An 18,311-nucleotide genomic window follows, 5' to 3' on the forward strand; every position below is an offset into this window, starting at 1 on the left:
CGTGATTCATGAATTCCGCCGCGCGGTCGAAGCGGCCGATCTCGACGCCGTCATGGCCTTGTGCCGCGACGACGTCGTCTTCCGCAGCCCCGTGGTCTTCACGCCCTACGAGGGACGGGATGCGCTGCGGCAGATACTCGCTGCGGTGATGGAGGTCTTCGACGATTTCCGGTATGCCCGGGAGATCGGAGCAGCCGACGCCCGCGACCACGCGCTCGTGTTCCAGGCGAAGGTCGGTGACAAGGAGATCGAGGGCTGCGATTTCATCCAACTCGACGAGGACGGCGCCATCAGGGAGCTCACCGTCATGGTGCGTCCGCTGTCCGCGACGTTGACGCTGGCCGAGATGATGAAAACACGGCTCGCTGGGATCTGACGGGCACTGGTAAGACCACTTGACCTCTGGCCTGTTTCGATGGCAGGCTGGCGGCATGGCACTTCAACCGGTGAACCGTCGCTCAGTTCCCGAGGACGTCTTCGAGCAGATCGTCGCCGAGGTGCTCAGCGGCGAGATGCAACCCGGTGAGTCGCTTCCGAGCGAGCGCAGGCTCGCCGAGGTCCTGGGGGTCTCCCGGCCCGCCGTTCGGGAGGCGCTCAAGCGGCTCACCGCAGCGGGCCTGGTGGAGGTGCGCCAGGGCGACGCGACCACCGTGCGCGACTTCCGCCGTCATGCGGGCCTGGATCTGCTGCCGCGCCTGCTCATCCGGGCCGGCGAACTCGACTTGTCCGTCGTGCGCAGCATTCTGGAGACCCGGCTTCACAACGGACCCAAGGTGGCCGAACTGGCCGCCGAGCGGTGCGGTGCCGACCTGGCCGAACCACTCGAGAAAGCGGTGGATGCCCTTGGGGCCGAGGACGATCCCGTCGAACGACAACGCCACGCGCTGACGTTCTGGGACCACATCGTCGACGGCGCCGACTCAATCGCGTTCCGGCTCATGTACAACACGTTGCGGGCCACCTACGAACCGGCGCTGCCCGCGCTGGCCACCGTGATGGCCGACGAGGTCGGCAGGCCCCAGGCATACCGGGAACTGGCCGACGCAATCACCGCAGGCGATCCACCGCGGGCCCGAACGGCCGCCCAGGCCCTTCTCGAACCTGCGACGACGGCGCTTCTCGACGCCCTCGGCAATCTGGAGGACCGGCAGTGACGACCGCGACCACCCGCAATGCGCGCACGGGCTTCACGCTCAGGCACGCACAGCGCGAATTCTGGAAACACCCCTCGCCCTGGATGATCGGCAGCACCCTCGTCGCCGCGCTGGTGGCCCGCATCGCCGTCGGTGACTGGCAGATCACCGACGCGATCGTCCCGGTGGTGATGCTCGCGCTGTTTCCGTTCTTCGAGTGGATCATTCACGTCTGCATCTTGCATTGGCGTCCGAAGCGGCTGGGGCCGTTGACAATCGATCCACTGCTCGCCCGTGAGCATCGGGCCCACCACAGCCATCCGCGTGACATTCCGCTGATATTCATCCCGTGGAAGTCGCTGGCCACCTGGGTGCTGCCGCTGACGGTCGCGATCGGACTACTGGCGTTCCCCCGGTTGGGTATGGGCCTGACGTACCTGGTGTGCATCGGCACGCTCGGGTTGGCCTACGAGTGGACGCATTACCTGATCCACAGCGACTACAAGCCGAAAACCGCGCTCTATCGGGCGATCTGGCGCAACCATCGCCACCACCACTTCAAGAACGAGCACTACTGGTTCACGGTGACCAGTTCGGGGACCGCCGACCGGGTGCTCGGCACCTACCCCGATCCGGCCCGCGTACAGAACTCCCCGACCGCGAAGAACCTGCACGCCGAACACCAGCCGGCGTGACCGCGCCCGCCCGCTAGTACTGCACGATGACCGGGTCGCCGAGGCTCACGGTGTTGAAGTACCAGTCGGCGTTGTCCGGGCTGAGGTTGATGCATCCGTGGCTCACGTTTTCGTACCCTTGCGAACCCGTCGACCAGGGCGCGCCGTGCACGTACACCCCGCCCCAGGTGATCCGAACCGCGTCGTAGACGGTGAGCTTGTAGCCTTCCGGATCGTCCAGCGGGATACCGATGGTGCGCGAATCCATGATGACCACACTGTCCTTCTCGAGAACCGTGAAGGACCCGGTGGGTGTGGCGAATCCGTATTTGCCCATCGACGCGGGCATCTCGCGCGCGACCTCTCCGTCGATGCTGACGGTGAACGTATGGGCGCCGATGTCGGCGACGCTGACTACCGCGGCACCGGTCTGGAAGTTCGCCTTCGCGTTGCCTGCCGAGACCGTGATGGTCGAGTGCGCCGGCCAGAACTCGGCCGGATCCCACTGCAGCACATGGTCGTTGACCCACGTGAAGCTTCCGGGAGGCGCTCCGGCGGGCATGGCGGGCGAGGAGAACTCGACGCTCCGCTCGGCAGCCGCCCGGTCACGGATCGCCCGGTCGAAGGTCACCGTCACCGGATGCGCGACACCCACCGTCTGTCCGGCCGGTTGGATGCTGGCCACGTCGGTCGGCGTCGTGATGCCCGCAGCGCTGGTCGCGGTGGACCCCGCCAAGGTGAGCACCGCGAGGCTCGCCACCGCCAGCGCATTTCGAAGCTTCAGCACACTTCTATCCTAGTTCGTCTCGTGCGGTTACCTCGGCAACCGCAATGGGCGCCCGCCTGCGCATGTCTGCGCGCAGGCGGGCGTCGTCCTCACTGCACTTATCGAATGTGCTGCTCAGATCGTTTCACGGGACGTCGATCGGCGCGCGTGTGGCGAACCGGGTGACGGCCAGCAACGGATAGCCGGGACCGAGTGCGCCGGTATCCAGCACACCGATCACAGCCGCGACGCCTGCGGTCACGGAGGTGGCAGCACCGGCGGGGGTGGCGGCGCAGGGGGCTGCGGCGGTGGGGGTGGTGCTTCTGGGGGCGGCGGAGGCGGCGCAGGTCCGGCGGGCGGCGCGGCCGGCGTGGGTGCCTGCTGCAGTGCGGGGTCGTCGTCGCCGATATTGGAGAACCGGTCCCTGATCCGCTGCAGGAGACCTTTGCGCTCGGGCACCGGGGTGGGCTGGGCCGGCACCAAGCCCGGCGCCCTCGATTCCGGCGGCAGCACCGGTGCGCCCGGCACGGTGACGGCTGGCGCTTCGGGCGGCGCGACCGTTGGGGGCGGGCTTTCCGGTTCTGCGGGGATGTCGACCGCCGCAGGGATGTCGACGGCCGCGGCAGGCGGCTCGGAGGGCACCTCGGCAGCGGGAAGAGGGGTCACGACCGGCGGTGGTGGTGCGGGCACCGCCGCGGGCGCGGGTACAGCGGCCGGACGGGGATCGGCGGCCGCTGCCATATCGGGCGACGATTTGGCAGCCGGGCTGGGCTCGGCCGGCGTGGTGTTCTTCCCGAGCCCGACCTGCATGCTGATCGCCGCCGAAACCGAAACCACGAACGTGACCGTACCGACGGCCAGCATGGCCAGCGGGCCGACCTGCGTGGTGTGGCGTTGCCGCTGCTTCTGCGTGCGACGCAGCGGTTGCTCGTCGGCGAAGGTGAACTCGCGGCCGTGGGCGGCGGCGAGCGCTGCGCCCCTGGCCAACGCCAGCTCGGCCTCGGCAGGCGCGAACACCGGCACCGACAGCGTGGTTTCCAGCCACGGCATGAGCGCGTCGAAATCGCCGCCCGATCCGACCAGGACCAGTGCCTCGGGCCGCCAGTCGGCCTTGGCGAATATGGCGCTCAGCCAACTGGTCAACGACTCTTCGCTGTGGATCGAATGGTTGACCGCGGTCTGCACCGCGCCTTCTCGCATGTTCACGACGAGCGCGATGACGGTGTCGCACTCGACCACGCACACCGCGGTGACGTCGTTACCGATCATTTCCGCGAGAGCCCAGGCCAACGCCTCCGACGCCTCTGGCAACTGGACCGGCATCACGTTGTCGAATCCGCAGTCGCTCAAGGACCTGAGCAGCAGCGAGGCCTCGACGTCGGCGTCGTCGCTCCACGTCACGCCGATGGTATGCAACCGGTGGCCACGATTGGCGGCAAGCGCCTCGGCCCGCAGCACCGCCGCCGCGGCCTGATCGGAGGTCTCTCGTGGCGAGGACCGACGAAAAGGAAGAATCTCGATGGCATCGCGGTCGACGGTCGCGCCGTCGGCATCCTGTCCTTCGACGAGGACAAGGCCGACAGCAGATCGTGTCACCGACAAGCCCAGTACGGCGTCCACACACACCCCTTCGGACGTCCATCCACCGCAGGCGACCGTAACAGCAAGGCGCACCGCCGGCTCCGCCGGGCAGTGGCGAGCGGGCGGGTCGCCGCCGACAATTGGATGAACCGAAATGTGCTGTGCCGCTTCCACCCCTGTAAGCATCGGCTGTTCCCCTTTGCCAAGGGGCCGTTCGCAATCACGCATGATCAGCCCCCGGGACGCATACTCCCGTGGCAGGGTGAGGTCCCATGGCAGCAGTCGAGCAGACGGAAGGCGCACCCAGCGGCCGCACGGTATTCGGGCACCCGATCGGGCTGACCAACCTGTTCGGAGTGGAGCTGTGGGAGCGGTTCTCCTTCTACGGCATGCTGACGATTCTGGGCTACTACCTCTACTACTCGGCCACCGACGGCGGTCTCGATCTTCCCCAGAGCACGGCCACCGGCATCGTCGGCGCCTACGGCGGGCTGGTCTACCTGTCGACGGTGCTCGGCGGATGGATCGCCGACCGGATACTCGGCATGGAGCGCACCGTTTTCTACGGCGGTGTAGTGGTGATGTTCGGCCACATCGCGCTCGCGGTGGTGCCGGGATTGGCGGGCGTGGCCGCGGGTCTGGTACTGGTCGCGCTGGGTTCGGGTGCATTGAAAGCCAATGCGTCCTCCCTGCTCGGCACGCTCTACGACAAGGGCGATCCGCGCTGCGACGGCGGATTCACGTTGTTCTATCTCGGAATCAACCTGGGCGCGTTCACCGGCCCACTGATCACCGGCCTTCTGCAAACCCGCGTCGGCTTCCACTACGGATTCGGCGCGGCCGCTGTCGGTATGGCTTTGGGGCTGACGCAGTACGTCGTGTTCCGACGGAACCTCGGCGACCACGGCCGTCATGTGCCTAACCCGCTGCCGCGCAGTGCATTCGGCCGAGCAGCAGGTGTGGCGCTGGTGGGCGTCGTGGCGATCGTCGTGGTCTTCTCGACAGGTGTGGTGCAGCTGTCGAACCTGTCGCAGGTCACGACCGGTGTCATCGTAGCGGCATCGGTGACCTACTTCGCGGTGATGCTCACCAGCGCGAAGGTCTCGACCGTCGAACGGACCCGGGTGCGCGCGTTCATTCCGCTGTTCGTCGCCAATGCGGTGTTCTGGTCACTGTTCCAACAGATCTTCACCGTGCTCGCGGTCTACTCCGACGAGCGGATGAACTGGTCGGTCTTCGGGTGGACGGCGCCGTCGAGTTGGATCGGGTCGATCGAGCCGGTCTGGATCATCGCGCTCTCACCACTTTTCGCGATCCTGTGGACCCGACTCGGCGAGCGCGCGCCCACCACCCCGCGCAAGTTCGCGTACGGCGTCATCGGAATGGGGTTGGCGTTTCTCCTGTTTCTGCCGATGGCCGGCACCACCGGCCGGGCGGTGCCCGCGCTGTTCGTGGTCGGCGTCATGGCAGTGTTCGCGATCAGCGAGTTGCTGCTGTCGCCGATCGGGCTATCGGCCACCACAAAGCTTGCGCCCGAAGCGTTCCGGGCCCAGATGATGGCTTTGTACTTCTTCTCGGTCGGCCTCGGCACCTCGATGTCGGGGGTGCTGGCCGGCTACTACGACCCCGCGCGGGAGTTCGCCTACTTCGGCATCATCGGGGCGGTGGCGGTGGCGGCGGGCGTGACGTTGTTCGCCCTGGCGCCGTGGATCAGCCGTCACATGGAGGGCGTGCACTGACGGGCGGGTCGACGGTCATGCGCCCAGGATCTCTCGCAGCAAGGCAACCTCGATGTTACCGCCGGACACGATGATCACCGTTCGGCCCGCGAGGCTGGACCCCTTACGGTACGCGGCCAGCGCCACCGCACCGCTGGGTTCGCTCACAAGATGAGCGCGCGCAGCGAGTTTCACTACCGCCGAACGGATTTCGTCTTCGGTGACCGTGACGACGTCATCGAGCACATGCCGAAGATGGGCGAAGGTCAGCTCCGAAGGTTGCGAGCGCAGGCCGTCGGCGATGGTGCGGTTGCGCGCTTCGATCGACCAGTCGACCCGGTGCCCGACGCGCAAGCCCTCTGCGGTGTCGGCCGCGAGTTCTGGTTCCACGCCGATCACCCGGGCGTTGGGACACAACGCCTTCACCGCCGTTCCGATACCGGACGCGAGACCGCCGCCGCTGACGGGGACCAGCACCGTGTCGACATTGGGCAGATCCTCGGCGATCTCGAGCCCGATCGTGCCCTGCCCCGCGATGATGTCGGGATGGTCGAAGGGCGGTATGAGGACGCCGCCGGTCTCCTCCACCACCTCGGCGGCGACCCGCTCCCGTTGTCCCGCAGCGCACAACACCACCCGCGCCCCGTGACTGCGGGTGGCCGCCACCTTCACGTTCGGCGTCTCCTCGGGCATCACGATGTGCGCCGGCACCGCGTACACCGCCGCCGCGTACGCCACCGCCTGGGCGTGGTTTCCGCTCGAGTACGCCACCACTCCCCTGGTGCGCACGGATTCGTCGAGATGACCGATCGCGTTGAACGCGCCCCGCACCTTGAACGCCCCGATCGACTGCAGGCTCTCGGGCTTGACCCAGAGCGGCCGTTCTTCGTCGCCCGCCCACGGCGCCGGAAGCAGCGGCGTGCGCAGCACGAAGGCGCGGATGCGCGCGGCCGCCTCCTCGATGTCGTCCAGTGTCACCAGGTCCACGAGCTCAGTGTGCTCCCCGGTTGGACGGCGCGGCGCCCAGGAGGACAATGGGGTCATGGCCGGAACCCTGTTCTTCGACGGCAATTGTGGGATGTGCACCCGCGCGGTGTACTTCGTGCAGAAGCTGAACCGGACCGGGGACATGCGGATCGAGCCCCTGCAGGGCGAGGGTGTCGCGCAACGGTTGGGCGTTCCCGAGTCGCAGATCCTCGATGCCGCACGTTGGCTGGACGACTCGGGAGATGTCTACGCCGGCGCGGAGGCGATGAATGCGGCGGTCGCGGCAGCACTGGGCGCCCGGCTTCCGCTGCTCGTGTACCGCATTCCGGGCATGCGCTCGCTTCAAGACGCGATCTACCGATATGTCGCCGGACACCGCTACCGCTTTCCGGGCACGACTCCCTACTGCGAGTCGAGTCCCGTCGGCTGCTGACACGATGCGCGCACCCAGCTAAAGCCCGGCGATCCCGTCGAGCAGGCGGTCGAGGACGGCATCCATGTCGCGGCGCGCCTGCGCGCGATCGGCCGCCCGCGATACATACAGTGCGGCCTCGTCGAGCGCCCCGAGCACGACGTGCGCCGTGGCGCGCGGCGGCTGTTCCGGGATGGCGCCCTCGGTGATGGCGTGTGCGAGCATCCCCTCGATGACCCCGAGGCCGTACTTCATTCCGACCTCGCGCCAGCGACCCCACCCGAGCACCGCGGGCGCGTCGATCAGGACGACCTGCTGCACGTCGGGTTCGGCGCAGCAGTCCAGGAAAAGCCGAGCACCGACCCGCATGGCCTCCAGCGGATCCAATGGCTGCCGTGCACTTATCTCACGCGCGATGTCGGTGACCATGCCGCATTCGATCTCTTCGTACACCGCTTCGAACAGGCCCGCCTTGTCTCGGAACTGGTGATAGAGCGCACCTCGGGTGACACCCGCGGCCGCAACGATGGCCTGCGTCGATACCTCGGCGAATCCCTTGTCCGCGAACAATTTCCGAGCTGCACTCATCAGTTGAGCGCGCGTTGCGGCGGTGCGCTCGGCCTGGGTGCGGCGACCGCGTGAGCCGGCGGCGGCCCGACCATTGACTTTCATACAGAGTGCACGTAACTTTCATACCGAGTGCTTGTAAGTTGCACGGAAAGGATAGCGAACATGCCGCAGGTCGCGTTGGAACAGTCCACGATCGATTACCGCGTGTTGGGCCCGGAAGACTCGCCACATCCGCCCGTGGTTTTCGTGCACGGCATTCTCGTGGACAGCCGTCTCTGGGATCGGGTGGCCGACGGGCTCGCGCGGCAGGGTTACCGCTGTTACCTGCCCACCTGGCCACTGGGTTCGCACACCACTCCGGTGAATCCCGGGGTTGAGCTGTCGCCGCACGCGGTGGCCGGAATGGTCCGCGATTTCATTGCTGCGCTCGGGTTGTCGGATGTGACGCTGGTCGGCAACGACACCGGAGGTGGTCTGTGCCAGTTGGTCGTCGACGATGACCCCGATCGAATCGGACGGTTGGTGCTCACCAATTGCGATGCCTTCGACAAGTTTCCGCCGTTCCCGTTCAACGTGGTGTTCGCGCTGCTGCGCGGGCCGATTTCGATCAAGGTGTTGTTCGACCTGATGAGGGTGACCGCGCTGCGTCATTCCCCGCTCGGCTTCGGCCTTCTGGCACAGCCGGATCCCCGGCTGACCGCGTCATGGCTCGAGCCCGCCCGCAGCGACGTGCGGATCCGTCGCGATCTGGCGCGTCTGCTGCGCGCGGTCGCCCGGACGGACCTGACGGATGTGGCCACCAGATTGCCTCGCTTCACCAAGCCGGTCACCTTGGTGTGGGGTCAGCGCGACCGCGCCTTCACACCCGCGCTCGGCAGACGTCTGGCCGCGGTGTTCCCGCACTCGACGCTGGTCGAGGTGCCCGAGTCGAGGACTTTTGTGTCCCTTGACGCACCCGCGGCCGTGATCGACGCGATCTCGCAGCCGGTGCCGCTCCGTTGAGCTGAAGCCCTTCCTGGGTGAACCGTCGCTAGCTGGGGTACTCCCCTCACCGATTGCCACGGTCGAGGAGGCTGCCGATGAGTCCCGGGGTGCAAACCGGCACGATCACCACGCAGGTTCCCGCCCGGTTGGACCGGCTGCCGTGGTCGCGGTTTCACTGGCGCGTGGTTCTCGGGCTCGGCGGAGTGTGGATCCTCGACGGCCTCGAAGTCACCATGGTGGGCAACGTCGCTTCGCGACTGACCGAGAGCGGCAGCGGAATCGAGTTGAACGCAGGCGAAATCGGCATCGCAGCAGCGATCTACATCGCCGGCGCGTGCTTGGGCGCCTTGTTCTTCGGGCAGCTCACCGACAGGTTCGGCCGCAAGAAGCTGTTTCTGCTCACGCTCGGGGTCTACCTAGCCGCCACGGTGGCAACGGCTTTCGCGTTCGCGCCGTGGTACTTCTACATAGCGCGGTTCTTCACCGGCGCCGGCATCGGCGGCGAATACGCCGCTATCAACTCCGCCATCGACGAGTTGATCCCTGCCCGCGTCCGCGGCCGCGTCGACCTGATCATCAACGGCTCCTACTGGCTGGGCGCGGCCGGTGGTGCCGCCGGTGCGTTGCTGTTGTTGAACAAGTCGATTTTCCCAGCCGACGTCGGATGGCGTATCGCGTTCGGAATCGGCGCCCTGTTCGGTCTCGTCGTGCTCGTGGTGCGGCGCAACGTTCCGGAAAGCCCGCGCTGGCTGTTCATTCACGGCCGGGAAGACGAAGCCGAACGCGTCGTGGGTGCGATCGAGCGGGAGGTGGGGCGCGAGACCGGGCAGTCACTCTCAGAACCCGAGGGAACGCTGACCGTGCGTCAACGCAAGACGATCTCGTTCCGGGAGATCGCCCGCGTCGCGTTCACCAAATACCCGCGCCGGGCGGTGCTGGGCCTCGCGCTGTTCATCGGGCAGGCATTCCTCTATAACGCGTTCACGTTCAACCTCGGCACCCTGCTGAGCAACTTCTTCGACGTCGCGTCCGGCGTCGTGCCGATGTTCTATGCGCTCTGGGCGCTGAGCAACTTCGCCGGTCCGATTCTGCTGGGCCGGTTCTTCGACACCGTCGGCCGAAAACCGATGATCGCGTTGGCATATCTGGGTTCGGCTGCCGTCGCCGTCCTGCTGACGGTGCTGTTCGTCTCCGAGATGGGCGGGGTGTGGATGTTCATGGCCGTGCTCGGCGTCTGCTTCTTTCTCGCGTCGTCCGGCGCCAGCGCGGCGTACCTCACCGTCAGCGAGATATTCCCGATGGAGACACGCGCCCTGGCGATCGCGTTCTTCTACGCGGTGGGAACCGCGGTCGGTGGCATCACCGGGCCCCTGCTGTTCGGCCAACTCATCGAGTCCGGCGACCGCGGACTCGTCGCGGTGTCGTTCCTGATCGGCGCGGCGGTGATGGCGGTCGGCGGAGTCGTCGAACTGATACTGGGCGTGAAAGCAGAAGGTCAGCGACTCGAGGACCTGGCGCTGCCGTTGACGACGGCCGACGAGGAGGAGTCCGCGGACGTGCCTGCGCCGCCCGAGGCGTCGACGCAATGACGTTGGCGTGTCGCGTATTCGGGCACGACCCGACATTTCGGGTCGACGGTCGCACCATGCGGTGGCGGTGCGAGCGCTGCGGCGAAGCGCAGGGCGCCAAGGATTACCCGTCCGCGGCCGACGCACTGCGGTACGCCACCGCGTTCAACAAGCGCGATACCGACGACTTGGGCAGGCGTGCACCGCTTCTCGGCTTGCTGCCGCTGCGGCTGTGGCGGGCGCTGCGGCGCCGTTAGCTCTTGGTCAGGGTGAACTGGCAGACGTCGGTGTAACCCTCGCGGAACAAGTCGGCGCAACCGGTCAAGTACTTCATGTACCGGTCGTAGACCTCTTGCGACTGAATGGCGATCGCCTCGTCCTTGTGCGCCTCGAGCGCGGCGCTCCAGTGGTCCAGGGTGCGCGCGTAGTGCAGCCGCAGGGGCTGCACGAGCCGGACGTTGAAGCCGGCCTTGGTTGCATGCTCCTCGACGGCGGTCACCTGCGGTAGATCTCCGCCCGGGAAGATCTCGTCCATGATGAACTTGAAGAACCGGATCTTTGTCATGGTGATGGGCAGGCCGCGCTTCTCGAACTCTTCGTTGCTGGGCTTGACGATGGTGTGCAACATCATCACGCCGTCGGCAGGCAGCACGTCGTAGGCGGTCTTGAAGAACTCGTCATAACGGTCGCGACCGAAGTGCTCGAATGCACCGATGGACACGATGCGGTCGACCGGCTCGTGGAACTGCTCCCAGCCCTGCAGCAGGACCCGCTTGCTGCGGGGGCTGTCGAGCTCGTCGAGCACGTTCTGGACATGGGCCTGCTGGTTCTTGCTCAGAGTCAGCCCTATGACGTTGACGTCGTAGCGCTGTACTGCGCGCTTGATCGTCGCGCCCCAGCCGCAGCCGACGTCGAGAAGCGTCATCCCGGGCTGAAGTCCGAGCTTGCCGAGTGACAGGTCGATCTTGGCGAGCTGCGCTTCCTCGAGCGTCATGTCGTCGCGCTCGAAGTAGGCGCAACTGTAGGTCTGGGTGGGGTCGAGGAACAGCCGGTAGAAGTCGTCGGACAGGTCGTAATGCGACTGCACGTCCTCGAAATGCGGCGTCAGGTCCTGGGCGGTGTCGGTCGATTTTTCTGGCACGGTCAGCCTCTGGCGTTGGAAGTGGTCAGGTTCGAAGCTCCGCACGGTTCGAGAGCCTCCCCCGTCGGTGGCAGTTTACGCACAGCGCTTGCCCGGAGACGGCATTGCCCTGGTCATCGGGCCAAGCCGCGATGTTCGAGCGCCCAGCGCAGTGTGTCGTGCTGCTGGGAACCGCACTATCCTGGCAGGTGCATGTCAGTAGTCCCTCGAGAAGTGGAACGGAGACCGATCATGACCAGACCTGACGGCCTCGCGTTCGGCGAAGGCATTCCCGAAGCCATTCCTGAAGCAGATGTCGCGGAGCAGCGCATCCCGGTGGACCCGGACGAGGACGACACCTGGCTGGATGCTGCTGCGGACTCGACCGCACGCACGTGGGACGCCGACGAGGCGGATCTCATCGAGCAGTCGATCGAGGTGCCGGTTCCCGACGACGACCTCGAGCTCGAGTAACGGGCGCCCGGTTCTGCGCGCAGTCAGCAAGCACGTCGGACCGATCGGCTGCCACCACCGGCCGTCGGTAGTAAGCATGAGGCCATGGACCTGCGTGCAGAACTCTTGGAGACCCTCGACTTCGATCCCGGCGCGTCCCGTGTTTTCGGCCAGCCTTATGAAGCGGCCGACGGCACAACCGTCATTCCCGTCGCGGAGGTACGGGGACGGGCACGGCGCGGCGGTGAGGCGAACGTCAGGGTGCTGACCAAACCGGCCGGCGTGTTCGTCGTCAAGGACGGCGACGCCGCATGGCGACCCGCGGTCGACGTGACGCGCATTGCGTTGACGGGCATCCTGGTCGGGCTGGTCTCGGCGACGCTTGCCGGGGTGGCGATGGTGCGTCGTCCGCCGTGGCCCGATCTGTACGGGGACATCTCGTCGCGGTAGGACGTGCGAAGCGCGTTTCTGGTGCATCCGATCGAATGGACGCTAGGGTGCGGAAAACGCTTGCGAGAGAGCGAGGCAGCGGTGGACGGAGCGGTGACGGTGTCGATGGCGGCGCCGGCGGAGCGGATCTGGGACCTGATCGCCGATGTGCGCAACACCGGCAAATTCTCCCCTGAGGTGATGGAGGCCGAATGGCTCGGCGGCGCGACCGGCCCGGCGCTGGGCGCCCGGTTCCGCGGGCACGTCAAACGCAACGAGATCGGGCCGGTGTATTGGACGACATGTGAGGTGACCGCCTGTGAACCGGGCCGCGAGTTCGGGTTCGCGGTGCTGCTCGGCGACAAACCGGTGAACAACTGGCACTACCGGCTCACCCCCGTCGAGGGCGGCACCGAGGTCACCGAGTCGTTCCGGCTGACCGACTCGATGCCGATGAAGGTGTTCTCGGTGCTGGGTGGTCAGCTTCGGCGCCGTCGCAACATTCGCGACATGCGCAAGACGCTCGAGCGCATCAAAGCCGTCGTCGAATCGCCCGACGGCGGTTGACGCGCGGCGTCGGTGCGGTGATCAGAGGCTGCGCAGGCGACGTACGCGATCGCTGATCGCCCGCCGCGATACGCCGGCGTTTCTGGCCAGCGCCTCGAACGCGTGCGGACAACCCGGGTACACGTGCAACTCGGTCGGCACCCCGGCGTCGGCGAGTCGGCGCGCATAGGAGATGTCCTCGTTGCGGAAGATGTCGAGATCACCCACGTCCAGGTAGGTGTCCGGGAGCCCGCGCAGGTCCGTGGCGCGGGCCGGCGCGGCGTACGGCGGCACGGAATCCGTCCCGGCGTCCGCACCGAGCAATGCGCCCCAACCGGTGAGGTTGTCGTCATAGGTCCATGTCAGATACGGCATCAGGGCCGGGTCGGGGGTGATGGGGCGGTCGTCGAGCATCGGGTAGATCAGAATCTGTGCAGCGATCGCCGGCCCGCCGCGATCCCGCGCCAGTAGACAGACGGCCGCCGCCAGGCCGCCGCCGGCGCTGTCGCCCATCACGGCGATCCGAGCGGGGTCGACACCGAGCGTCGCGGCGTTTCCGGCCAGCCAGCTCAGCGCCGCAAAACAGTCCTCGACCGGCGTCGGGTGCGGGTGCTCCGGGGCGATGCGGTAGTCGACGACCAGCATCGGCACGCCGGAGGCAGCCACGTAGTCGCGCACCGCTGCGTCGTACATGCGCCCGATGTGTTCGAGCCCGAAGATCATTCCGCCGCCATGTAGATACAGCGCCGCGCTGCCGGGTTGTGCCGCCGCCCGGTGGTACCAGCCGAGTCGTAGCGTCGTGCCGTCGTCGGTGCTCAACGAATACTGCGTGACTTCGATGCCCGCGGCGGGTGCCCATGCGGCGGCGACCGAGTCGAACATTCGGTGTCCGTTGACCCGCCGCGACTCGACGTCGCCCACCGGCGCGGGCGCGATGTCACCGACCGCGGCCAGAAGCGGCGCCATTTCCGCGAGCACCTGGGCGTCGATGCCGAGAGCCATGGCTCAGACATTAACGTGGCTGAACCCGTTGCGGCCCAGGATCAGCGCATCGTCCCGCTCGCCAGGAGGCGCGTATTGCGTTGTCGCCCTGCCTGAAACGCTTCGCGGCGCCGACAGGTTTGGTAGGAAGGTGCCAGTTGAGCGACGAAACCGAGGGAGCGTGCGATGGGTCAATGGTCACGAGAAGAACTCGAGGACGCGTTCCGCCGCTACCAGGATGTGGTGGTCGACATCGGCCAGACGTGGAACTGGGCGAGCTATGCCGACCAGTTCACCGAAGACGCCACGTATGTCGAGCACGCACTGGGCAACATGTCCGGACGTGAGGCGATCCGCGACTGGATCGTCCCGACGATGAATACCTTTCCGGGCAGCGAAATGCCGTTCTATCCCGTCGAGTGGTACTCGATCGACGTCGACAAGGGCTGGGTCATCAACCGGAACGTCAACACGATGAAGGATCCCGGCGACGGCAGCGTGTACGGCACACCGGTGCTCACCGTGCTCAAATATGCCGGTGACGGCAAGTGGAGCTACGAGGAAGACGCCTACAACCCGATGAACTTCCTGGTGATGGTGCAGGGCTACATTCAACGCTGCCACGAGCTCGGCACGATTTCCGACGACGCCCGGGCGTTCGCCGGGAACATGAACTGGCAGCTGTCCTAACGAATTTCCGCTTCTGCGGCCGCGCACGGCCTACCCTCGGAAGGGTGGCTATCGTGACACCGCATACGTCCGGAGTTCAGCTGACCCGGGTGAACGGCACAGCGCCGCCGCACGTGCCGTTGTCCGACATCGACCTGGGCTCCTGGAAGTTCTGGGTGCAATCCGACGACTTCCGAGACGGTGCGTTCGCCACGCTGCGCCGTGAAGCGCCGGTGTCCTTCCATCACCCGCTCGAGACACCCGGTGTTCAGGAGGGTCCCGGGCACTGGGCGATCACCCGGTTCGACGACGTCTGGTACGCGAGCCGTCATCCGCACATCTTCAGCTCGAGCCCGAGCATCACGATCAACGATGCCAACCCGGAACTGTCGGAGTACTTCGGCTCGATGATCGTCATGGACGACCCGCGTCATCTGCGCCTGCGCAACATCGTCAGCCGGGCGTTCACCCCGAGGGTGGTGGCGCGCACCGAGGCGTCGGTCCGCGACCGGGCCCGGCGTCTCGTCGAGGCGATGATCGCCGAACATCCCGACGGCCAAGGCGAAGTCGTCGGGGAGTTGGCGGGTCCGCTGCCGCTGCAGGTGATCTGCGACATGATGGGCATCCCGGAAGACGACCATCAGCAGATCTTCCACTGGACCAACGTGATTCTCGGCTTCGGCGACAAGGACATCGCGCAGGACTACGAGGAGTTCGTCAAGGTTGCGATGGACATCGGCGCCTACGCGACCGCCCACGCCGAGGACCGTCGGGCCCGTCCCCAGGAAGACCTGACGACCGCGCTGGTGCAGGCCGAGGTCGACGGTGAACGGCTGACGTCGGCGGAGATCGCGTCGTTCTTCATCTTGCTCGTGGTCGCCGGCAACGAGACCACCCGCAACGCGATCAGCCACGGCGTGCTGGCGCTCACCCGCTACCCCGACGAGCGGGCGCGGTGGTGGGCCGATTACGAAACGCTCGCCCCTACCGCGGTCGAGGAGATCGTCCGGTGGGCCGCCCCCGTGATCTACATGCGTCGCACCCTCACCGAGGACTGTGAACTGAGCGGCGTCAAGATGGCCGCCGGCGACAAGGCCACGCTGTGGTACTGCTCGGCGAACCGCGACGAGGACAGGTTCGCCGACCCGTGGACCTTCGACGTGGGACGCAATCCCAACCCCCACGCCGGGTTCGGCGGCGGCGGCGCGCATTTCTGCCTGGGCGCGAACCTGGCCCGGCGCGAGATCAGCGTCGTCTTCGAGGAGTTGCACCGGCGGATACCCGATATCGCCGCGACCGACGAGCCGGCGCGATTGCTGTCGCCGTTCATCCACGGGATCAAGCGACTGCCCGTGTCGTGGACACCGCCGAGCTGAGCGCAACCGAGTCGCTCGCGTGCCCGTGCACTGGATAACCTGTGTCGTCAGCTGCTCGACGGGTAACCCACGTCCATGCAATCCGAACACTTCCGCACCTTGCTGACCTCGAACGGCCCCTACGCGTCGGTGTACTTCGACGATTCGCACAACACCGCGGACGCAGCCGCGCAGATGGAGTTGAAGTGGCGGTCGCTGCGTGAGCAACTCGAGCAGCAGGGCGCCGACCCGACGGTGACCCAGAGCATCGAACAGGCCGTCGTGCAGACCACTCCGCCGGTCGGCCGCAGGGGGCGCGCCGTGGTGGCGAGCCGCGACGGCGTCCTGGTCAATGAGCACCTCATCCGGCCGATCGGACCCATCGTGCGGGTCTCGACGCTGCCCTACATCGTCCCGGTCGTCGAACATGCCCTCGACCGGCCGACGTACGCAGTGGTGATCGTCGACCACGAGGGTGGCGACATCACGTTGTACCGCGAGGGCACCGCGGTGTCGGACACGGTCGACGGCGATGCGTACCCGGTGCACAAGGCGGCGGGGGCGGATACGCCTGGCTACGGCGACCCGCAACGCGCCGCCGAGGGGGCGCGCCAACAGAACATCCGCGCAGTCGCGGTTCAGCTCACCGCCTTGGTCGACGACGCCAGACCCGTGGTGGTGTTCGTCGTCGGCGAAGTGCAGTCCCGCACCGACCTGGTCGCGCAACTGCCCGAACGGGTCACCGCGCTGGTCGTCGACGTGAATGTCGGGGCGCGGCACAGCGGTTTCGACGCCGCGGACCTGCAGCAAGCGATCGACCAGGAGTTCCAGCACCGTCGCCTGGCTGCGATCGACGACGCCGCACAACGGTTCAGCGCCGAGGTGGGCCGCGGCGAAGGCATGGCGACCGAAGGCCTCGCCGGCGTCACCGCGGCGCTGCGGGCCGGCGCGGTCGAGACGCTGATCATCGGCGACGTCGGTGATGCGACCGTCGTCGCCGGTGACGACCTCGCGACGATCGCACCGAACGCGAACGTGCTCTCCGAACTAGGGACGGCTCCGACCCAGACCCTGCGGGCCGACGAGGCGCTTCCGATGGCGGCGATCGCGACCGGTGCCGCGCTGATCCGCACCGATGAGCGCATCGCTCCGGCCGACGGCGTCGCGGCAATCCTGCGGTACGCGCTACCCCGTTGACCGCAGTCGCCGCTCAGCGGGCGCCGACGATGTTGGCCAGCGCCGCGATCGAGGTGTCGTCCAGGTGTTGGCAGAGCTCGAGAGGATGTTCGAAAACCCGCTGAGCCCCGGCCTTTTCGAGCTCTGAACGCGACACTCCCCCGCTCAGCACCCCGATGCTGTCCACTCCGGCGCGCCGACAGGCCTCCATATCCCACACCGTGTCGCCCAGGAAGACGGCGTGCGAGGCCGGCACGCCGGCGCGCTCGAGCGCGATCTCGATGATGTCGGGTTCGGGTTTGGCGGTGTCCACGTCCTTCGACGACGTCACCGCGGACACCAACTGGTCGCAGTCGAGTACCTCACGCAGGACCGACAACTCCTCCTCCGGCGCCGAGGTCGCTAGCACGACTCGAATGTCGAGCTTGTGGACGGCCTCGAGCAGTTCCTGCGCGCCGGGCAACCGTTTGAGAAGGGGAGCCAGTTCCTTGTAATAGCGCGAGTGCAGGTCCTTGGCCTGCTCACACACCGCAGCGCCGGCTTGTCCTGCCAGCGTGTTCACCAGCGTCGTGCCGTCCATCCCGATCGAGCGGTGGATGCGCCAGGCCTCAACGGGGTGGCCGGCGTCCTCGAACGCCCGATACCACGCGTGCACGTGCAGGTAGTTCGAGTCGACCAGCGTGCCGTCGACGTCGAACAACACCGCCGACGCGGTCTTGGCCCGGCCGGTCACGGACGGCGCTGTTCCGGTGCCCGGGTGTGGTCGGAACGGGTGGCGGGATCCGCGGGCGTCCCATCGGCTGTGGTGGCGGCATCGGTGGTGCCGGCCCTGGGGTCGAGGGCGTCGGCGCGGGCGCGTTGTTCGTCGAGTTCGTCGCGCTTGGTGGTCACCGCGTCCCGATGCGTGCGCGCGGCGTCCTGCAACCGGGCCGCCTCGGCGGCTTTCGCCTCCGCCTCGGCCTGCGCGGCGCGGGCCCGCGCCTCGGTCTCCTGGGCCACGGTCTCGCGCTTCTCGACGTGCTGCGACTTCTGGTCGATCTCGGTTCGCAGCCGCTCGGCCTCCACGTGGCGGCGCTTGGTGCGCGCATTGCGTGCCAGGAACGCGACCAGAGCGATGACGGCGATCACCACGACTGCAATGACGATCCACACGATGACGTTGCTATCCATGTCGGCTCCTTCGATCGGT

General features: G+C 67.0%; 22 protein-coding genes. 14 read left to right on the forward strand and 8 right to left on the reverse strand.

Features of this window, described 5'->3' with window-relative positions:
- The first annotated feature begins 1 nt into the window (after position 1).
- Genes G6N18_RS03635 through G6N18_RS03645 form a run of 3 tightly spaced genes read left to right on the forward strand, consistent with a single transcriptional unit; the run spans position 2 to position 1,828 of the window.
- Positions 2–376, forward strand: coding sequence for a nuclear transport factor 2 family protein (locus tag G6N18_RS03635; RefSeq protein WP_067225148.1), 375 nt, complete (start codon positions 2–4; stop codon positions 374–376).
- 55 nt (positions 377–431) lie between these two features.
- On the forward strand, positions 432–1,154 hold the full coding sequence (locus G6N18_RS03640; protein ID WP_067225147.1) for a FadR/GntR family transcriptional regulator: 723 nt from the start codon (positions 432–434) through the stop codon (positions 1,152–1,154).
- Positions 1,151–1,828: a sterol desaturase family protein gene (locus tag G6N18_RS03645; protein WP_083002685.1), complete on the forward strand. Its 678-nt coding sequence runs from the start codon at positions 1,151–1,153 to the stop codon at positions 1,826–1,828. Before G6N18_RS03640 ends, G6N18_RS03645 begins: the two co-directional genes overlap by 4 nt.
- 13 nt (positions 1,829–1,841) lie before the next feature.
- Here G6N18_RS03645 and G6N18_RS03650 read toward each other — a convergent pair whose 3' ends face one another.
- Positions 1,842–2,594 carry a L,D-transpeptidase gene (locus G6N18_RS03650; protein WP_067225145.1) on the reverse strand — a complete coding sequence of 251 codons (753 nt, stop codon included), beginning with the start codon at positions 2,592–2,594 and terminating at the stop codon, positions 1,842–1,844.
- A gap of 237 nt (positions 2,595–2,831) precedes the next feature.
- Positions 2,832–4,193 carry a DUF7159 family protein gene (locus G6N18_RS03655; RefSeq protein WP_179962358.1) on the reverse strand — a complete coding sequence of 454 codons (1,362 nt, stop codon included), beginning with the start codon at positions 4,191–4,193 and terminating at the stop codon, positions 2,832–2,834.
- A gap of 233 nt (positions 4,194–4,426) precedes the next feature.
- Between G6N18_RS03655 and G6N18_RS03660 the strand changes: the two genes are divergently transcribed.
- Positions 4,427–5,893, forward strand: coding sequence for a peptide MFS transporter (locus tag G6N18_RS03660; protein WP_067224407.1), 1,467 nt, complete (start codon positions 4,427–4,429; stop codon positions 5,891–5,893).
- 15 nt (positions 5,894–5,908) lie between these two features.
- On the opposite strand, the gene G6N18_RS03665 is transcribed toward G6N18_RS03660, so the two are convergent.
- Entirely contained in the window at positions 5,909–6,859 is a 951-nt protein-coding gene (locus tag G6N18_RS03665; protein ID WP_067224405.1) for a threonine ammonia-lyase, read from the reverse strand.
- Between the two features lie 55 nt (positions 6,860–6,914).
- Between G6N18_RS03665 and G6N18_RS03670 the strand changes: the two genes are divergently transcribed.
- Positions 6,915–7,292, forward strand: coding sequence for a thiol-disulfide oxidoreductase DCC family protein (locus tag G6N18_RS03670; protein WP_083002679.1), 378 nt, complete (start codon positions 6,915–6,917; stop codon positions 7,290–7,292).
- 18 nt (positions 7,293–7,310) lie between these two features.
- Here G6N18_RS03670 and G6N18_RS03675 read toward each other — a convergent pair whose 3' ends face one another.
- Positions 7,311–7,943 carry a TetR/AcrR family transcriptional regulator gene (locus G6N18_RS03675; RefSeq protein ID WP_067224400.1) on the reverse strand — a complete coding sequence of 211 codons (633 nt, stop codon included), beginning with the start codon at positions 7,941–7,943 and terminating at the stop codon, positions 7,311–7,313.
- 60 nt (positions 7,944–8,003) lie between these two features.
- On the opposite strand from G6N18_RS03675, the gene G6N18_RS03680 reads away from it, so the two are divergent.
- The 3 genes from G6N18_RS03680 to G6N18_RS03690 all read left to right on the forward strand — a co-directional run bounded on the left by G6N18_RS03680 (position 8,004) and on the right by G6N18_RS03690 (position 10,650).
- Complete coding sequence (locus tag G6N18_RS03680; RefSeq protein ID WP_067224397.1) at positions 8,004–8,843, forward strand: alpha/beta fold hydrolase; 840 nt, start codon at positions 8,004–8,006, stop codon at positions 8,841–8,843.
- A gap of 77 nt (positions 8,844–8,920) precedes the next feature.
- Positions 8,921–10,414, forward strand: a complete 1,494-nt coding sequence (locus G6N18_RS03685; RefSeq protein WP_067224395.1) for an MFS transporter — start codon at positions 8,921–8,923, stop codon at positions 10,412–10,414.
- A gap of 56 nt (positions 10,415–10,470) precedes the next feature.
- On the forward strand, positions 10,471–10,650 hold the full coding sequence (locus tag G6N18_RS03690; protein WP_244960076.1) for a hypothetical protein: 180 nt from the start codon (positions 10,471–10,473) through the stop codon (positions 10,648–10,650).
- Here the strand turns inward: G6N18_RS03690 and G6N18_RS03695 are convergent.
- On the reverse strand, positions 10,647–11,534 hold the full coding sequence (locus G6N18_RS03695; protein ID WP_067224419.1) for a cyclopropane mycolic acid synthase family methyltransferase: 888 nt from the start codon (positions 11,532–11,534) through the stop codon (positions 10,647–10,649). The genes G6N18_RS03690 and G6N18_RS03695 overlap by 4 nt on opposite strands.
- 231 nt (positions 11,535–11,765) lie before the next feature.
- Between G6N18_RS03695 and G6N18_RS03700 the strand changes: the two genes are divergently transcribed.
- The 3 genes from G6N18_RS03700 to G6N18_RS03710 all read left to right on the forward strand — a co-directional run bounded on the left by G6N18_RS03700 (position 11,766) and on the right by G6N18_RS03710 (position 12,962).
- A complete protein-coding gene (locus tag G6N18_RS03700; RefSeq protein WP_067224390.1) occupies positions 11,766–11,987 on the forward strand; it encodes an Rv3202a family protein in 222 nt (73 codons plus the stop codon).
- An 84-nt stretch (positions 11,988–12,071) separates the two neighbouring features.
- Positions 12,072–12,416: a hypothetical protein gene (locus G6N18_RS03705; protein ID WP_067224387.1), complete on the forward strand. Its 345-nt coding sequence runs from the start codon at positions 12,072–12,074 to the stop codon at positions 12,414–12,416.
- Positions 12,417–12,497: 81 nt separating this feature from the next.
- Positions 12,498–12,962 carry an SRPBCC family protein gene (locus tag G6N18_RS03710; protein WP_067224416.1) on the forward strand — a complete coding sequence of 155 codons (465 nt, stop codon included), beginning with the start codon at positions 12,498–12,500 and terminating at the stop codon, positions 12,960–12,962.
- 21 nt (positions 12,963–12,983) lie between these two features.
- Here the strand turns inward: G6N18_RS03710 and G6N18_RS03715 are convergent, their stop codons facing one another.
- Positions 12,984–13,943, reverse strand: coding sequence for an alpha/beta hydrolase (locus G6N18_RS03715; protein ID WP_067224384.1), 960 nt, complete (start codon positions 13,941–13,943; stop codon positions 12,984–12,986).
- A gap of 165 nt (positions 13,944–14,108) precedes the next feature.
- Between G6N18_RS03715 and G6N18_RS03720 the strand changes: the two genes are divergently transcribed.
- From G6N18_RS03720 to G6N18_RS03730, 3 genes are all read left to right on the forward strand, one after another.
- Complete coding sequence (locus G6N18_RS03720; protein ID WP_067224382.1) at positions 14,109–14,612, forward strand: nuclear transport factor 2 family protein; 504 nt, start codon at positions 14,109–14,111, stop codon at positions 14,610–14,612.
- A gap of 53 nt (positions 14,613–14,665) precedes the next feature.
- The gene (locus tag G6N18_RS03725) at positions 14,666–15,967 is read left to right on the forward strand and encodes a cytochrome P450 (RefSeq protein WP_179962408.1); all 1,302 of its coding nucleotides are present in this window, start codon (positions 14,666–14,668) and stop codon (positions 15,965–15,967) included.
- A gap of 75 nt (positions 15,968–16,042) precedes the next feature.
- The gene (locus G6N18_RS03730; protein WP_083002676.1) at positions 16,043–17,143 is read left to right on the forward strand and encodes an Rv2629 family ribosome hibernation factor; all 1,101 of its coding nucleotides are present in this window, start codon (positions 16,043–16,045) and stop codon (positions 17,141–17,143) included.
- A 13-nt stretch (positions 17,144–17,156) separates the two neighbouring features.
- On the opposite strand, the gene G6N18_RS03735 is transcribed toward G6N18_RS03730, so the two are convergent.
- Together G6N18_RS03735 and G6N18_RS03740 are read right to left on the reverse strand one after the other, a co-directional pair.
- Positions 17,157–17,855, reverse strand: coding sequence for an HAD family hydrolase (locus G6N18_RS03735; protein ID WP_067224374.1), 699 nt, complete (start codon positions 17,853–17,855; stop codon positions 17,157–17,159).
- The gene (locus G6N18_RS03740) at positions 17,852–18,292 is read right to left on the reverse strand and encodes a hypothetical protein (RefSeq protein ID WP_067224371.1); all 441 of its coding nucleotides are present in this window, start codon (positions 18,290–18,292) and stop codon (positions 17,852–17,854) included. Before G6N18_RS03740 ends, G6N18_RS03735 begins: the two co-directional genes overlap by 4 nt.
- Positions 18,293–18,311 lie beyond the last annotated feature (19 nt).

Origin of the sequence: Mycolicibacterium celeriflavum (assembly GCF_010731795.1) — a bacterium.
GTDB classification, from domain to species: domain Bacteria; phylum Actinomycetota; class Actinomycetes; order Mycobacteriales; family Mycobacteriaceae; genus Mycobacterium; species Mycobacterium celeriflavum.

What these genes read in the sequence shown, in the direction of transcription:
- G6N18_RS03700 (WP_067224390.1), top strand. Translation starts at nt 11,766, where the DNA reads ATGACCAGACCTGACGGCCTCGCGTTCGGCGAAGGCATTCCCGAAGCC.
- G6N18_RS03670 (WP_083002679.1), top strand. Translation starts at nt 6,915, where the DNA reads ATGGCCGGAACCCTGTTCTTCGACGGCAATTGTGGGATGTGCACCCGC.
- G6N18_RS03720 (WP_067224382.1), top strand. Translation starts at nt 14,109, where the DNA reads ATGGGTCAATGGTCACGAGAAGAACTCGAGGACGCGTTCCGCCGCTAC.
- G6N18_RS03680 (WP_067224397.1), top strand. Translation starts at nt 8,004, where the DNA reads ATGCCGCAGGTCGCGTTGGAACAGTCCACGATCGATTACCGCGTGTTG.
- G6N18_RS03730 (WP_083002676.1), top strand. Translation starts at nt 16,043, where the DNA reads ATGCAATCCGAACACTTCCGCACCTTGCTGACCTCGAACGGCCCCTAC.
- G6N18_RS03705 (WP_067224387.1), top strand. Translation starts at nt 12,072, where the DNA reads ATGGACCTGCGTGCAGAACTCTTGGAGACCCTCGACTTCGATCCCGGC.
- G6N18_RS03715 (WP_067224384.1), bottom strand. Translation starts at nt 13,943, where the DNA reads ATGGCTCTCGGCATCGACGCCCAGGTGCTCGCGGAAATGGCGCCGCTT.
- G6N18_RS03640 (WP_067225147.1), top strand. Translation starts at nt 432, where the DNA reads ATGGCACTTCAACCGGTGAACCGTCGCTCAGTTCCCGAGGACGTCTTC.
- G6N18_RS03660 (WP_067224407.1), top strand. Translation starts at nt 4,427, where the DNA reads ATGGCAGCAGTCGAGCAGACGGAAGGCGCACCCAGCGGCCGCACGGTA.
- G6N18_RS03675 (WP_067224400.1), bottom strand. Translation starts at nt 7,943, where the DNA reads ATGAAAGTCAATGGTCGGGCCGCCGCCGGCTCACGCGGTCGCCGCACC.
- G6N18_RS03740 (WP_067224371.1), bottom strand. Translation starts at nt 18,292, where the DNA reads ATGGATAGCAACGTCATCGTGTGGATCGTCATTGCAGTCGTGGTGATC.
- G6N18_RS03685 (WP_067224395.1), top strand. Translation starts at nt 8,921, where the DNA reads ATGAGTCCCGGGGTGCAAACCGGCACGATCACCACGCAGGTTCCCGCC.
- G6N18_RS03690 (WP_244960076.1), top strand. Translation starts at nt 10,471, where the DNA reads ATGCGGTGGCGGTGCGAGCGCTGCGGCGAAGCGCAGGGCGCCAAGGAT.